General features: G+C 62.3%; 17 protein-coding genes. 9 read left to right on the top strand and 8 right to left on the bottom strand.

The genetic code is table 11. The annotated features are described in order from the left end of the window. Positions 1 to 3: 3 nt before the first annotated feature. On the bottom strand, positions 4 to 288 hold the full coding sequence (locus NKJ78_RS11690; protein ID WP_023752369.1) for a hypothetical protein: 285 nt from the start codon (positions 286 to 288) through the stop codon (positions 4 to 6). 79 nt (positions 289 to 367) lie between these two features. Further along, positions 368 to 1,069 carry a DUF1223 domain-containing protein gene (locus NKJ78_RS11685; protein WP_352460026.1) on the bottom strand — a complete coding sequence of 234 codons (702 nt, stop codon included), beginning with the start codon at positions 1,067 to 1,069 and terminating at the stop codon, positions 368 to 370. Between the two features lie 194 nt (positions 1,070 to 1,263). Here NKJ78_RS11685 and NKJ78_RS11680 point away from each other — a divergent pair, with 194 nt between their 5' ends. From NKJ78_RS11680 to NKJ78_RS11665, 4 genes are all read left to right on the top strand, one after another. Next, a complete protein-coding gene (locus NKJ78_RS11680) occupies positions 1,264 to 1,635 on the top strand; it encodes an endonuclease domain-containing protein (RefSeq protein ID WP_023681256.1) in 372 nt (123 codons plus the stop codon). A 139-nt stretch (positions 1,636 to 1,774) separates the two neighbouring features. Next, positions 1,775 to 3,580, top strand: a complete 1,806-nt coding sequence (gene lepA, locus NKJ78_RS11675) for a translation elongation factor 4 (RefSeq protein WP_352519091.1) — start codon at positions 1,775 to 1,777, stop codon at positions 3,578 to 3,580. Between the two features lie 103 nt (positions 3,581 to 3,683). Beyond that, positions 3,684 to 4,205 carry a hypothetical protein gene (locus NKJ78_RS11670; protein WP_156951497.1) on the top strand — a complete coding sequence of 174 codons (522 nt, stop codon included), beginning with the start codon at positions 3,684 to 3,686 and terminating at the stop codon, positions 4,203 to 4,205. Continuing rightward, positions 4,202 to 4,573 carry a hypothetical protein gene (locus tag NKJ78_RS11665; protein WP_023701925.1) on the top strand — a complete coding sequence of 124 codons (372 nt, stop codon included), beginning with the start codon at positions 4,202 to 4,204 and terminating at the stop codon, positions 4,571 to 4,573. The genes NKJ78_RS11670 and NKJ78_RS11665 overlap by 4 nt, the downstream gene beginning before the upstream one ends. Positions 4,574 to 4,811: 238 nt before the next feature. Here the strand turns inward: NKJ78_RS11665 and dcd are convergent, their stop codons facing one another. After that, positions 4,812 to 5,381 (bottom strand): dCTP deaminase, encoded by a 570-nt coding sequence (gene dcd, locus NKJ78_RS11660; protein ID WP_031209598.1) that lies wholly within the window; start codon positions 5,379 to 5,381, stop codon positions 4,812 to 4,814. A 503-nt stretch (positions 5,382 to 5,884) separates the two neighbouring features. Between dcd and NKJ78_RS11655 the strand changes: the two genes are divergently transcribed. From NKJ78_RS11655 to NKJ78_RS11645, 3 genes are all read left to right on the top strand, one after another. Next, a complete protein-coding gene (locus NKJ78_RS11655; protein WP_245271448.1) occupies positions 5,885 to 6,196 on the top strand; it encodes a hypothetical protein in 312 nt (103 codons plus the stop codon). Positions 6,197 to 6,678: 482 nt separating this feature from the next. Beyond that, complete coding sequence (locus NKJ78_RS11650; protein WP_352461045.1) at positions 6,679 to 7,026, top strand: hypothetical protein; 348 nt, start codon at positions 6,679 to 6,681, stop codon at positions 7,024 to 7,026. 316 nt (positions 7,027 to 7,342) lie between these two features. Continuing rightward, a complete protein-coding gene (locus tag NKJ78_RS11645) occupies positions 7,343 to 7,714 on the top strand; it encodes a hypothetical protein (RefSeq protein WP_352461046.1) in 372 nt (123 codons plus the stop codon). Positions 7,715 to 7,908: 194 nt separating this feature from the next. Here NKJ78_RS11645 and NKJ78_RS11640 read toward each other — a convergent pair whose 3' ends face one another. Further along, positions 7,909 to 8,229: a hypothetical protein gene (locus NKJ78_RS11640; RefSeq protein WP_023681249.1), complete on the bottom strand. Its 321-nt coding sequence runs from the start codon at positions 8,227 to 8,229 to the stop codon at positions 7,909 to 7,911. A gap of 162 nt (positions 8,230 to 8,391) precedes the next feature. Here NKJ78_RS11640 and mbfA point away from each other — a divergent pair, with 162 nt between their 5' ends. Beyond that, complete coding sequence (gene mbfA, locus NKJ78_RS11635) at positions 8,392 to 9,375, top strand: iron exporter MbfA (RefSeq protein ID WP_023681248.1); 984 nt, start codon at positions 8,392 to 8,394, stop codon at positions 9,373 to 9,375. A gap of 160 nt (positions 9,376 to 9,535) precedes the next feature. Here the strand turns inward: mbfA and NKJ78_RS11630 are convergent, their stop codons facing one another. The 3 genes from NKJ78_RS11630 to NKJ78_RS11620 form a co-directional block, all read right to left on the bottom strand. Next, positions 9,536 to 9,880: an antibiotic biosynthesis monooxygenase family protein gene (locus tag NKJ78_RS11630; RefSeq protein WP_023740308.1), complete on the bottom strand. Its 345-nt coding sequence runs from the start codon at positions 9,878 to 9,880 to the stop codon at positions 9,536 to 9,538. After that, positions 9,877 to 10,233, bottom strand: coding sequence for an NIPSNAP family protein (locus NKJ78_RS11625; protein WP_023740309.1), 357 nt, complete (start codon positions 10,231 to 10,233; stop codon positions 9,877 to 9,879). The genes NKJ78_RS11630 and NKJ78_RS11625 overlap by 4 nt, the downstream gene beginning before the upstream one ends. Before the next feature lie 85 nt (positions 10,234 to 10,318). Then, positions 10,319 to 10,522 carry a DUF1127 domain-containing protein gene (locus tag NKJ78_RS11620; RefSeq protein ID WP_023681245.1) on the bottom strand — a complete coding sequence of 68 codons (204 nt, stop codon included), beginning with the start codon at positions 10,520 to 10,522 and terminating at the stop codon, positions 10,319 to 10,321. A 69-nt stretch (positions 10,523 to 10,591) separates the two neighbouring features. On the opposite strand from NKJ78_RS11620, the gene NKJ78_RS11615 reads away from it, so the two are divergent. Next, positions 10,592 to 11,311 (top strand): ArsR/SmtB family transcription factor, encoded by a 720-nt coding sequence (locus tag NKJ78_RS11615; protein ID WP_023740310.1) that lies wholly within the window; start codon positions 10,592 to 10,594, stop codon positions 11,309 to 11,311. Positions 11,312 to 11,422: 111 nt separating this feature from the next. Here the strand turns inward: NKJ78_RS11615 and ligD are convergent, their stop codons facing one another. Continuing rightward, positions 11,423 to 13,933 carry a DNA ligase D gene (gene ligD, locus NKJ78_RS11610; RefSeq protein WP_352461047.1) on the bottom strand — a complete coding sequence of 837 codons (2,511 nt, stop codon included), beginning with the start codon at positions 13,931 to 13,933 and terminating at the stop codon, positions 11,423 to 11,425. Position 13,934 lies beyond the last annotated feature (1 nt).

Raw genomic sequence — 13,934 nt, 5'->3', positions numbered from 1 at the left:
GCCTTATTGCGCGGGCGCCATGGCGTCCGCCGGCTTCATCGCATCCGTTGCGGGTTTCATGGCATCGGCCGGCTTCATGGCGTCGGTGGCGGGTTTCATTGCATTCGTCGCCATCGGATCGGCTGGCTTCATGGCATCGGTCGCCGGCGCCATGGCATCGGTCGCGGGCTTCATCGCATCAGTTGCCATCGCCGGCTTCATGGCGTTGGTCGCTTCGTCGCCGCGGGCGCCGGAGGCGAAGGCGGTCATCGAAAGCGCAAAAGCGAGCGCGGTCAGGGTCTTGGTCATGATGGTATTTCCTCCTTGAAGAGGGCGCGCGGATGCGAGCCCGGTTATGCCGCGCTAGCGGCGTTGCGTAGAAAAAGAATCAGTCGGCGGCTGCAGCCAGGATCGGCCCACCACCCGGCGACTGCACCAGCACCGCGGTGCTCAGCCCGCCGCTTGCCGCCGGCAGCGGCAGTGTGGTGGCGTCGCCGCTCCAGCTGCCGAGTTTCTCCAGCGAGTGCACGACATTGGCATGCGGCAGCGTGCGCCCGGTATTCTCGCCGCGTGCCACCGGCACTTCGACGACGCCCTTGTTGTAGCGGACCAGCCAGACATCGGCGCGGCCGGCCGGCGCGGAACCGGCGCCGATGCTGATCTCGCCGCCGTCGAGCGACAGCGTCGGCCCGTTCGTGTGACCGCTCGCGGAAATCAGCTGCTCGATCTCGCCGGGCGCTGCACCCACCGCATCGGCACCGCCATTGACCACGACCTGCGGCGTGAACGGGCCGGAGCGGCCGAGCGACGGCTCATAGCGCACCTGGCGCTGGGTGAACTCCTCGCGGCCGAAAATGTCCTTCCAGCCGAGATAGTCCCAGTAGGTAACGTTGAACGACAGCGCCAGAACGCCCGGCTCGTCCTTGACCTTGATCAGATTGGCATTGGCCGGCGGGCAGGACGAACAGCCCTGGCTGGTGAACAATTCGACCACGGTGAGCGGCTGGGCGAAGGCGGTGCCGCCAAGCATCATCAGCGCCGCACCTGCGGCAGCCAGCATGCCGGCGCGTTTTGGGTTAAGTCCAGTCATCGGCGGTCTCCGTTGCGGCGGGTTCATCCCACACTTCGTCGCTGCCCGAGGCTTCGTTACATGGTTCACCGCTTCGTGATTGGGGGCGGACGCGTCGTTGCCTTCTCCCCTTGTGGGAGAAGGTGGATCGGCGCGAAGCGCCGAGACGGATGAGGGGTGTTCCAGCGGAGTGAGACGTTGGTTAATCTAACGTCATGCCACATCAGCCCGTCGCTCCTGCCAAACGAAACTTTGCCCGTTCGCTCCGACGTGAAATGACGGAGGCGGAAGACAAACTGTGGCACGAACTACGTGACCGCAGGCTCGATCGGATCAAATTTCGGCGCCAAGTTCCTGTTGGAAAATACGTCGCCGATTTCGCTTGTCTTGAATCACTCCTCATCATCGAGATCGATGGGAGTCAGCATGCGGACTCAGAGTCAGACCAGGCCCGTAGAACGGAACTGGAGGCGAGAGGCTTTCGTGTGTTGCGCTTTTGGAACGACGATGTCCTGAAAGACATGGACAGCGTCTGCACGACGATAATCGCTTATGTAAGGGATGTCAGTTTGCAGCCATGGCGGTGAAAGAACGCCGGCGTCAAGCTGGAACACCCCTCATCCGTCTCGGCGCTGCGCGCCGATCCACCTTCTCCCACAAGGGGAGAAGGCAAGGGCACCGCCACCCCGCTTGCCCCTGCAACCCGCCCCTGCTAAAGCGCGCGCCATGAGCACGCCTCTCGACCACATCCGCAATTTCTCCATCGTCGCCCACATCGACCATGGCAAATCCACGCTTGCCGACCGGCTGATCCAGTCCACCGGCGGGCTGGAGCTGCGCGACATGAAGGAGCAGGTGCTGGACTCGATGGACATCGAGCGCGAGCGCGGCATCACCATCAAGGCGCAGACGGTGCGGCTGAAATACCGCGCCAACAATGGCGAGGACTATATCCTCAACCTCATCGACACGCCCGGCCATGTCGACTTCGCCTATGAAGTGTCGCGCTCGCTGGCCGCCTGCGAGGGCTCGCTGCTGGTCGTCGACGCCTCCCAGGGCGTTGAGGCGCAGACGCTGGCCAATGTCTACCAGGCCATCGACAACAATCACGAGATCGTCGTGGTGCTGAACAAGGTCGACCTGCCGGCCGCCGAGCCCGAGCGCATCCGCGAGCAGGTCGAGGAAGTCATCGGCATCGACGCCTCCAACGCCGTGCTGATCTCGGCCAAGACCGGCCTCGGCATTCCCGATGTGCTGGAGGCAATCGTCCACCAATTGCCGCCGCCGCGCGAAGGCGACGCGTCAGCACCGCTGAAAGCCATGCTGGTCGACAGCTGGTACGACGCTTATCTCGGCGTCATCGTTCTGGTGCGCATCATCGACGGCGTTTTGAAAAAGGGCGCGACCATCCGCATGATGGGCACCGGCGCAAAACATCTGGTCGAGCGCACCGGCGTGTTCACGCCCGCCCGCATCAATGTCGACGAGCTCGGCCCCGGCGAGTTCGGTTTCTTCACCGGCTCGATCAAGGAAGTGGCCGACACCCGCGTCGGCGACACCATCACCGAGGACAAGCGCCAGACCCCGCACGCTTTGCCCGGCTTCAAGCCGGCGCAGCCGGTGGTGTTCTGTGGCCTGTTCCCGGTCGACGCCGCCGATTTCGAGGATCTGCGCGCCGCCGTCGGCAAATTGCGCCTCAACGACGCCTCCTTCTCCTATGAAATGGAAACCAGTGCCGCGCTCGGCTTCGGCTATCGCTGCGGCTTCCTCGGCTTGCTGCATCTGGAAATCATCCAGGAGCGGCTGGAGCGCGAGTTCAACCTCGACCTGATCGCCACGGCTCCATCAGTCGTCTACCGGCTGCTGCTTACCGACGGCTCGATGAAGGAACTGCACAACCCGGCCGACATGCCCGACGTGGTCAAGATCTCGGCCATCGAGGAGCCGTGGATCCGCGCCACCATTCTGACCCCCGACGACTATCTCGGCGGCATACTGAAACTCTGCCAGGACCGGCGCGGCATCCAGGCCGACCTGTCCTATGTCGGCAAGCGCGCCATGCTGATTTACGATTTGCCGCTCAACGAAGTCGTCTTCGACTTTTATGACCGGCTGAAGTCGATTTCCAAGGGCTACGCCTCCTTCGACTATCACCTGACCGACTACAAGGAAGGCGACCTGGTGAAGATGTCGATCCTGGTCAATGAGGAGCCGGTGGACGCGCTGTCCATGCTGGTCCACCGCACGGCGGCGGAAAAGCGCGGCCGGCAGATGTGCGAGAAGCTGAAAGAACTGATCCCGAACCATCTGTTCAAGATCCCTATCCAGGCCGCGATCGGCGGCAAGGTCATTGCGCGGGAAACCATCTCGGCGCTGCGCAAGGACGTCACCGCGAAGTGCTACGGCGGCGACGTGTCCCGCAAGCGCAAGCTGCTGGACAAGCAGAAAGAGGGCAAGAAGCGGATGCGCCAGTTTGGCAAGGTGGATATCCCGCAGGAGGCGTTTATCCAGGCGCTGAAGATGGGGGATTGAGAAGCCGGTTGGTGCCTACGAATAGCGGCCAAGAGTTAGCCAGACCAGGATTACGCGCGGGCGAGTTCTATGCTAAGTGGTGCCTCAGTAATGGGGAGATTGGGTGGCACCTGGCGGAGAAGGAGATCGCGGCTGGTGGCTTGCGCCGTGGGGTTTCGCCTTCGGCGTTGCGGCGTTCATAGGATGGGTTGCCGGACTGCTTCTGCCAGCTACCGCAACACTCACCTCGCCAGCTATCTCGATAGCACTGGCGACAGTGGCATTCGTGTATATCGGGACTGCACTCCATTTTTATCTTAGTCGACCGTCCGCCGATCTTGTGAGGCCCAAGGTCTTATTATTCAAAAAAGAAGGCCCCGGCATATTTCTCATCTCGCCTGCCCCGTGGCTATCTTATCGTTTTGTGTACGCCTTGTTTCTTGCTCAAAATGATGGATTCGAGCGGTTGTTGGGAATCGCCGAGGTATTTAATATCCAAGACGATAGAAGAGTGCAGCTGTCGGTAATTCAGCGCGACGATGGCTCGGACGACATTTGGACTAGCCTCGCGTCCGGATCGAAAGATCACTTCAAGGAAATAATCATCAAACCTGGCACCCCTCGAATCGGGTTAATTGATCCATGAAGCACCCCAAAGTCGCCAAGGTAATAAGTGAATATAAGGTCGTCCTAAATGTCGGCAAAAATGAAGGCGTTAAGGTCGGCCAAGATTATATTATCTATAGACAGGGCGAAGAAATCAAGGATCCCGATACGGGAGAACAGCTCGGGATATTTGAAGAAGTCATTGGGCGCGGCGTCATAACGTATGTTCAAGAGCGCATCGCGACCTTGGAATCGTCCGAGGTGTTGGAGGGCGGACGGAAAGTGATACGAAAATCGACCGGCTTGCAAGGATGGCTGACCCCCACCACTGAAGAGGTGGTAGAAATGCCAGACAAAACCAAGCCGTTTAGAAAGGCAATGGTTGGAGACCTTGCGAAGCGCATGTAGATAGATTGATCTGCCGACGACTCGTGGCGCTTGCGGGTCCTCCCCCACTCCGTCTCGGCTTCGCCGGGCCACCTCTCCCCACCTTGTGAGGGAGAGGAAATGCCAACCGCGGAGATCGCGGCGCCTTAAAAGGCTAGGTTTCCTCTCGGGCAGATTCGCGGGCGCGATTCACACAGGCGCGATCGCTCTCCGCCGGTTGGGCGTGAGGAGCGCCAGCTAATTAAGCGAGGACGGCCTTTCAGCCCTTCCGTTCGGTGGCCGTCTGTCCGGCAAACCTACCCTTGTAGCCACGCACTGGAGTTCCAACGGTTTGCTCGAAAATTAGCTGGCAAATGCGCATGCCCGCCTTGAGTTTAACTGGAATGGTGTTGTGGTTGACCATTTCCAAACGGATTTGCCCCGAGAATCCAGCATGTATAGTTGGTGCTGTCAGGTGCACGCCGATCCCAAGTCGGGCCATCGAACTCTTGCCCTCAACCCGGGCAGCGATTCTTGAATGAGGCTTCAGCTCAACAAATTCTCGGGTCCATGCGAGAATTAGCTTGCCGGGTTCAAATTCGAACCCCCTGTCGGGGTGAATTTCGAATTGTTCGGTCGTATCAGACAGGACTTTTTCGTGGTCAAACCCTTTTATCGAAGGATCGATGCAGAGATTCAAGCCAGCCGTTATTTGTTTAAAGCCCGTCAGAGTTTTATCGAGGGTTAGATCGAGGCTTGTAGAGCTATAAGCAACGTCAGAAGGGGCGGGATCAACAACTATTGCGCCACTGTCTATGGCGATTTGGATCTCTCTGTCTGTTAGAATCATTCCCGCCCCCAACTATTTAGCGGGAGCTATAACACCGAATTAGACGGAACCCAAACTCTCCAAGCTCCGTTCACAGTCTCACGGGGTAACTCCACCAAATGTTCTGAGCCGCGAGAATTGATGGGGTAGCCTATTTCTAGCATCCCATCTGCTACAGATCGTTCATGCACGACCAGATGCTCGTCGCCATTAACGGTGTGGACAGAAACCAGAACTTCGCTTGGGTGACTACCCGAGCGGATCTTCTCTATCTTGACCCTCATAATTTTCTCCCTTCGCTGCCTTAGTTTTTACTCAGAGTGAACTGTAGATGATGATTCGCATATGTCCCTGACATGATTCATTCACATTCTCCTTGTGCGTGCCTTTCGAGTCACAGAGAACAAACCAAGAACACCGTGGCTCAATTGGATTCCAAAAGCGAATCACAACGTGTTTCAGTGTCACCAGTTCCGGGTTAACCATCTGGTAGCAGAACCATCTTTGTGACACTTGGGGGGAGAATGCGCACCACTTCCGACACCGTCGCTGCACTCGGCCTCGCAATAGGTGGCGCCTTCGGCCTGGCCGGCACCTTCGTCGCCAGCGCTCCGCTGCGCGAAACGCTCTGGGCGATCGATGGGGCAGCACTCGTGGTGGCCACCGCACTGTTGACGATGAAATACCAGCGGCTGGGCAATGACTGCGTAGCCGCGGGCTTCCTCACCTTCCTCGCCGGCGAAACCTGCTTTTGGCCGGCAATGCGGCGGGGCTGGAGGCCAGCGTGCCCTCCTATGTCGGCGGCATTTCGCTGTGGGCGGCGGCACTCGTTCTGATCGCCGCGGCGAATACCTTTGCGCTCTGGATGCGGCTCGCCGGCGCGCCATCCTGTTTGTCGTGACGGTGGGCATGGTGGGGCGCGCCCTTGCTGCCCACCTCGGCGCCGCTGCCCGCCGTCGGCTATCCGTTCCTGGTGCTGGCGTTTGTCGGCTGGATCTGGACCTTGCTGAAGTCCCCGAGGTGATTGACGCGATCCGACGGCTGGCGCCGCATGTGAAGGTGGGGCAGTAGGGGGCGTAGGGTATCACGAGGCCGCCCCCTCATCCGGCCGCTTCGCGGCCACCTTCTCCCCGCTGGGGAGAAGAGGCGAGCACCAGCGCCGAGCGAGCTCCTCTCCCCTCGGGGAGAGGTCGGATTGCCCCGAATTGCCTTTCGCAATTCGGCTGGCAATCCGGGTGAGGGGGACTTGCCTAGCCGTGGCTCTAGGCCCGGCCCTCGCGGCGTGCGACCCTCGCATCTCCGATTCGGGACCGCCGCCATGCTCCGCCTCACCCTTGCCGTCCTCCTCATCGCCACCCCGGCGCATGCCGCCGACATGGCGTTCTTCGTCAAGAACCTGCGCAGCCAGGCGGTGGCGGTGGAGCTGTTCAGCCGTGACCGCAAGATGTCGTGGCCGGGCGGTGGTCAGGTGTTTCTGATCGAGCCGAGCTCGCAGAAATCGGTGCCGATCTCGTGCAATCCGGGCGAGAACATCTGCTACGGCGCCTGGGTGAACGGCAATGATGCGATCTCCGCCGGGGTCGGGCCGGATAATGACCAGCCGTGCGATACGTGCTGCTTCATCTGCGTGGAGAAGACGACCGAGACGATCGATCTGGTTGAGTGAGGGGCGGGGCGCCGAAGCTGCTGATCTCCCCCCTCGTGGGGGAGATGTCCGGCAGGACAGAGGGGGGCGCGAAGGATCGCCAGCGTATGGATCAGCAAGCATAAAATTGAAATGACGCGGCTGCAGGAATGAGAGGTCGGCGGGACAGCGCCCCCCTCTGCCTTGCCAGGCATCTCCCCCACGAGGGGGGAGATCAGCAGCTCCGCCCTTTCCCAATCCCCCCAAAATCAGTCAGCCGCTCCCCTTCAATGTCAGCCGCCATCATGCGATGCTGATTCCCTCGGCCGGGGGGCCGATTTGCCTCGGGGTAAACACCATGTCCTTCACTTGTCTGCGCCGCATCGTCGTTGCGCTCTCGCTTGCCGCGCTGTTTGCGCCGGCCGCTCATGCCGCCGACATCACCTTCGCCGTCAAGAACAGCCATCCCAATGCCATGCGCCTCGAGCTCTACAGCCAGGACCGCGACTATGTCTGGCCGGGCAACGACAAGGACTTCTATCTCGACGATGGCGAAACCAAGCAGATCCCGGTCTCGTGCGACGAGGGCGAGTCCATCTGCTACGGCGCCTGGGTCGACGGCGACGAGGGAACCTATTGGGGCGTCGGCCCCAACAACAAGGAAAAATGCGAGGATTGCTGCTACACCTGCAATGGCGGCGAGACGGAGGAAATTGAACTGACGCCGTAGGGCGGGCGAAGCTGCTAATCTCCCCCCTCGAGGGGGAGATGTCGCCGAAGGCGACAGAGGGGGTCGCCTCGCGTGAAGCGCTAGCCCTCCATCTGCCGCGCAGGACGTCGAGCCCGGTCGGACCGACCCCCTCTGCCTTGCCAGGCATCTCCCCCTCAAGGGGGGAGATCAGATGTCGCTTCGGCTTTCGCCAATTATCCCAGCAACGCCCTCTGCCGCTTCGGCCCGCCCGCCTTGCGCCAGGAATTGAACCGGTGCGTGGCGGCGGCAAACGAGATCTTCATCTGCTGGGCGACCGAATAGCGCGACTTGCCTTCGTCGAACAGGCGGTAGCAGCACTCGACGCCCTCCTCGGTCAGCTTGCCGTCGGGCGCCTTGTTGTGCGGATTGGCGGGGTCGAATTTTTCGACCTGCTGTTCGACCAGGCCTTTCAGCCGCTGCAAATCGGCCTCGATGCTGGCGATAAGATCGAGGACGGGTTTCGGATCGAAGTGGTCGTGCGGCTTTGCCGTCATCTTGCTCATGCCTTTCGCTTGCGTGTCGCGACAATATAGGTGAACATTTGCCGATAATGAAGGGTGCGCTGCAATTCGGCGCTTCAACATTTCTTGACTGGCGATTGACCGCGGAGACTGCAGCGCCTAGTTTAGAATTGTTCTAAACTGGGTGGATTTCTCATGCTTTCCCGTGTCTTCGGTTTCGGCCGCCGTCCTTTCGAAACGCTGTCGGAACAGGAGATCCTGGCGCTGGCAATTTCGTCCGAAGAGGATGACGGGCGCATCTACCGCGCCTATGCCGACGGGCTGGCGGACAGTTTTCCGCAATCGGCGAAAGTGTTCGAGGCGATGGCGGAGGAGGAGGACGGCCATCGCGATTCCCTGATCGAGCTTTACCGCAAGCGTTTCGGCGAGCGCATTCCGCTGCTGCGCCGCGAGCACGTGAAAGGCTATTACGAGCGCAAACCCGACTGGCTGGTGCGGCCGCTCGGCATCGAGCATGTGCGGCGCCAAGCCGAAGAGATGGAGCGGCAGGCCTATCGCTTCTATGTCGAAGCGGCCAAGCGCACCGGCGATGCTTCGACGCGGAAACTGCTCGGCGACCTGGCCGCGGCCGAGCAAAGCCATGAGAATTCGGCGCATCGGCTGGAGCAGAAACTTGTGCCTGGCGAGGTGAAGGACGAGGAAGCCAGCGCCGAGCAACGCCAGTTCATCCTGACCTATGTGCAGCCGGGACTGGCCGGGCTGATGGACGGCTCGGTTTCGACATTGGCGCCGATCTTTGCCGCGGCGTTTGCCACGCACGACACCTGGCAGACGCTGCTGGTCGGCCTCGCCGCCTCGATCGGCGCCGGCATTTCGATGGGCTTTACCGAAGTCGCTTCCGACGACGGCAAGCTGTCGGGGCGTGGCTCGCCGATCAAGCGCGGACTGACCGTCGGCATCATGACGACGCTGGGTGGCCTCGGCCACGCGCTGCCTTACATCATCCCGCATTTCTGGACGGCGACGGCGGTGGCGGCCGTCGTGGTGTTCTTCGAATTGTGGGCGATCGCCTTCGTGCAGAACCGCTACATGCAGACGCCGTTCCTGCGCGCAGCGTTTCAGGTGGTGCTGGGCGGGGCGCTGGTGTTTGCGGCCGGGGTGCTGATCGGGAATGCGTGAGCGCCAAGCGCCCCCTCACCCAGCCTCCGCTTCGCTCGGCTGACCTCTCCCCGAGGGGAGAGGAGATTTTCGACGCCTGCGCCAGTCTCTTCTCCCCAGCGGCGAGAAGGTGGCCGCGAAGCGGCCGGATGAGGGGGCCTGGCGCGACGCCGATACCTAGTCACCCGTTCACCGCCCTGCTGTCCGCCGGCGCTTCATCCCTCTCCGTCAGCCCATAGTCCCGCACCACATGCGCAATGCGCAGCCGGTAGCCGGCAAAGATTCCGCCACGGCCGGCCTTTTGCGCCTGCCGGTGCTCTTCCGTGTTGCGCCATGCCTCGACCGCTTCCTCGTCGCGCCAGAAGGACAGCGACAGCACGCGGTTCGGGTCGGCCAAGCTCTGGAAGCGCTCGATCGAGATGAAACCGTCTATGCCGTCGAGCAGCGGCCTGAGTTCCGCGGCGATGCCGAGATAGGCATCGCGCTTTCCCTCAGCCGGTTGCACCTCGAAGATGACAGCGATCATATCTCCTCCTTGACCGCGGTCTGGAACAGGTGCCGCGGTCCATGCGGCCCCGACACCAGCTTCAGGAAGATGCGGTCTTCTTTCAAGATGAACTTTTCGCGGCGGGCGAATTCGTAATTGGCCTTGCCCGCGGGATCCGTGGCAAGCCGGGCGCGATAGGCTTCGTAGGCAGCGAGGCTGTCGATGTTGTAGGCGGCGTAGGCGGTGGTGGCCGAGCCCTCGTGCGGGGCGTAGTAGCCGATCAGATCGGCGCCGCAGCGCGGGATCGCCTGGCCCCAGGCCTTGGCATATTGCTCGAAGGCCGGCTTGCCGAACGGGTCGATCTCATAGCGGATGAAGCAGGTGATGGTCATCGTGATCTCCTTGGGTTTCGCGTGGATAGTTCGAGCGGCGTCGAAACGTTATGCCGCAGTGTCTGCTAAGCAAAAGCGCTGGCGGTCAGGCCTGCCAGAAGGATTTTGCGCATTCGCGGCGCACATCCTCACGGGTCAGGCCGAGATCGCGCAGCAGATGGTCGTCGATCTCCGCGAGATCGAGCCGCTGCAGGTGGCGGTCGTACCAGCGGGCGAGCAGCCGCCGTTGCAGCCAGGTGACGAACGGGAACGGCCGGCGGTCGGCGAATGGGGCGGAAGCGGTTGGCATCGGCGTTCTCCTTGATCCCGCCCGACAATAATGCTTATCTGACGAGAATGCTTCGATGGAGACCTAACTATGCGTGAAGGACCCGACATTGCCCGCATTGCCAGCCTGGTCGGCGATCCGGCGCGGGCAAACATGCTGAATGCGCTGATGGGCGGCACGGCTTTGACGACCAGCGAACTGGCGCTGGAGGCCGGCGTCTCGCTGCCGACGGCGTCCTCGCATCTGTCGAAACTGATGGAGGGTGGGCTGCTGACCTTGGCCAGCCAGGGCCGGCATCGCTATTACGGCCTCGCAGGGCCGCAGGTGGCAGGCATGATCGAGGCGATCACCGGGGTGGCCGAAGCGGTCGGCCCCAAGCGCGTGCGGCCCGGCCCGCGCGACGGCGCGATGCGCGTCGCCCGCGTCTGCTACGACCACCTCGCCGGCGAACATGCGGTGGCGATGCTCGACCGGCTCCTCGCGCGCGGCATCCTGTTGCGCGACGACAAGGAGATCAGGCTCGGGGAGATCAGGCCGGGGCAGATCCGGCCGGGGGAGATCAGGCTCGGGCCGTCGGCGGCGTCATATTTTTCGGCCCTCGGTATCGATGTCGGCGTCAAGCCGCGCCGGCCGGTCTGCCGCGCCTGTCTCGACTGGAGCGTGCGCCGCTCGCACCTCGCGGGAACGCTCGGCGCGGCTATTCTGGACAAGATCCTGTCGGAGAAATGGGCAAGGCGGGAGAAGGACAGCCGCGCGGTGGTGTTTTCACCGCCGGGGAAGCAGGCGTTCGAACGGGTGTTTTTGGCGTAGAGGTTCGGCAGCGCTAATTGGGCGACGCTGGCGGGACAGCACCCCCCTCTGGCCTGCCGGACAGAGGGGGGTGTGACGGAACGCTTGCGTAGCAGGTGAGGCGCGCGACGCTCACCCCCGCTTCAGCACCTTCCCCTGCTTGAAAAAGTCCACCCACGGATCGGCCTCCGCTAGTTCCTTCAGCGTCGTCTTGTCGCCGATCGGGAAGGAATTCGGCGCCAGCCCCTTTTCAACCTCCGCCCACGTCACCGGGATCGACACCGTCGCGCCCTTCTTGGCGCGGGAAGAGTAGGGCGCGACGGTGGTCGAACCCCGGCCGTTGCGCAGATAGTCGACGAAGATTTTTCCGGTGCGCGCCTTTTTCGACAGCGTCGCCGTGTAGCGGTGGGGCGCGGCCTGCTCCAGCGCCTTGGCGAAATCATGGGAGAAGGTTTTGACTTCCTCCCAATCCGCCGAGGGTTTCAGCGGCACCAGCACGTGGTAGCCTTTGCCGCCTGACGGCTTGACGAAGTTCGGCAGCGACAGATCGTCAAGCTTGCCTCTGATGTCGAGTGCGGCCTCGCGCACCGCCTTGACGTCGACGCCTTCATCGGGATCGAGATCGAAGATGATCTGATCCGGCTTTTCCAGCTCCTCGATCTTGCAGCCCCAGATGTGGACCTCGACCACGCCATACTGGACCAGAGCGGCAAGGCCGTCGAAATCGCGGATGAACAGGATTTCCTCGCCATCGGTCGGGTCCTTCATCCGGGCGATCTTGTCGCTCATGCCGGCCGAAGCATGTTTCTGGAAGAAGCGCGGGCCGCCGATGCCATCCGGCGCCCGGACCAGGCTGAGCGGCCGATTGACGACGAACTGCTCCATGCGCGGCCAGACCAGCGCGTAGTGCTCAAGCAAAGCCTGCTTGGATATTTTTTCCTCGGGCCACAGCAGCTTGTCGGGATGGGATAGTTTTACGCTGGTCGTGATCGTCGCGGGCGCCTTAGCCCCGGCGGCCTTGCCGGCGCCGCTTGCCGCGGGCCTTGCCTTGTTCGCCGCCTTCGATGGCTTTTCCTGCACGACTTCCTCCGCCGGCTTGTCCTCGCGCAGTCCCTGGAACGACGCGTGGCGTATTATACGGTCCGAGGTCCAGCTGCGGAACTCCACTTCGCCGACAAGTTCGGGCCTGACCCAGACCAGGCCCTTGCCCTTCGGCACGGCGGCGGCAAAGGGCGAGGCGTCTGCCTTCAGCGCATCGAGTTTTTTCTTCAAATCGGTGGCGCTCCTGGCTGTGAAGCCCGTGCCGACGTGGCCGGCGTAGTGGAGCTTGCCGCCCTCGTGGTAACCGACCAGCAGCGAACGCAGGCCGCGGCCGGTCTTGTCCGAGGGCAGATACCCGCCGATGACGAATTCCTGGCGGGCCGTGCATTTCGATTTCACCCAGCCTGGGCCGCGGCCGCTGCGGTAGGGCGCATCGGCGCGCTTGGAGACGATGCCTTCGAGGCCCATGCGGCAGGCGTGCTGCAGCATGATCTTGCCCGGTTCCGCGAAATGGTCGCTGAAGCGAACAGCGGCATTTTCGGCCGTCTCGCCGAGCAGCTCCTGCAGCGCCTGCTTGCGCTCGACCAGCGGCTCGCGGCGCAAATCCTTGCCGTCAAGCCGCATCAGGTCGAACACATAGTAGGTGAAGCGGTCGGTTCGATTGGCGGAGAGATCCTGCTGCAGCAGCGAGAAGGACGAAACGCCGCTGTCGGCGAGCACGACGATCTCGCCATCGATGATGGCGTCGCTGCATTTCAGCTGGGCGAGTTCCGCGACGATCTCGGGGCCGAATTTCCCCGTCCAGTCGAGGCCGGTGCGGGTCAGCAGCCGCACCTCCGTGCCGGCGATCTGCGCCTGCATGCGGTACCCGTCGAACTTCACCTCATGCAGCCAGTCCTCGCCGGGCGGCGCCTCGCGCTCCAGCGTCGCCAGCTGCGGCTCGACGAAGTCGAGGCGCTTGCCGGCTTTCGCCTTGCTGGATGCCGCGGGCTTGTTGGAGTGCCAGACCTTCGGCTTCTTGCCGTCGGCGGTCTTGCCTTCCGCGACCTCTTCGATGGTCAGGCCGGACTTCACCGATCTCGGTGCGTCCTTCAGGATATCCTCGCCGGGGCGGGCGGCGGCATCGTCGGATTTGATCAGCAGCCAGTTGTCGCGCTTTTCGCCCGGGCGGGGTCTTAATCTGACCAGATGCCACCGCCCATTCAGCTTCTGGCCGTTGAGTTCGAAGTCGATATGGCCCTTCTTCATCGCCTTGGCCGGGTCGATCTCGGGCGTCCATGTGCCTTCGTCCCAGACGATGACGGTGCCGCCGCCATACTCGCCCTTGGGAATGGTGCCCTCGAAGCCGGCATAGTCGATCGGGTGGTCCTCGACATGCACGGCCAGCCGCTTTTCGTGCGGGTCGAGGCTCGGGCCCCGCGTCACCGCCCAGCTCCACAACACGCCCTCATGCTCGAGGCGGAAATCATAGTGCAGCCTGGTCGCGTCGTGCTTCTGGACGACGAAGATGCCGCCGGGCTGCTTGCCGCGCGCGACCTTGCCCGCCGGCTCGGCCGTCTTCTTGAAATCGCGCTTGGACTGATATTGTTCGAGGCTGGCCACG

The sequence above is a fragment of the Mesorhizobium sp. M0037 genome (assembly GCF_040323635.1).
In the GTDB taxonomy this organism is placed as follows: Bacteria; Pseudomonadota; Alphaproteobacteria; order Rhizobiales; family Rhizobiaceae; genus Mesorhizobium.
Note: the sequence above shows the minus strand (reverse complement) of the source record. Positions and strands in the feature narration are given on the sequence as shown.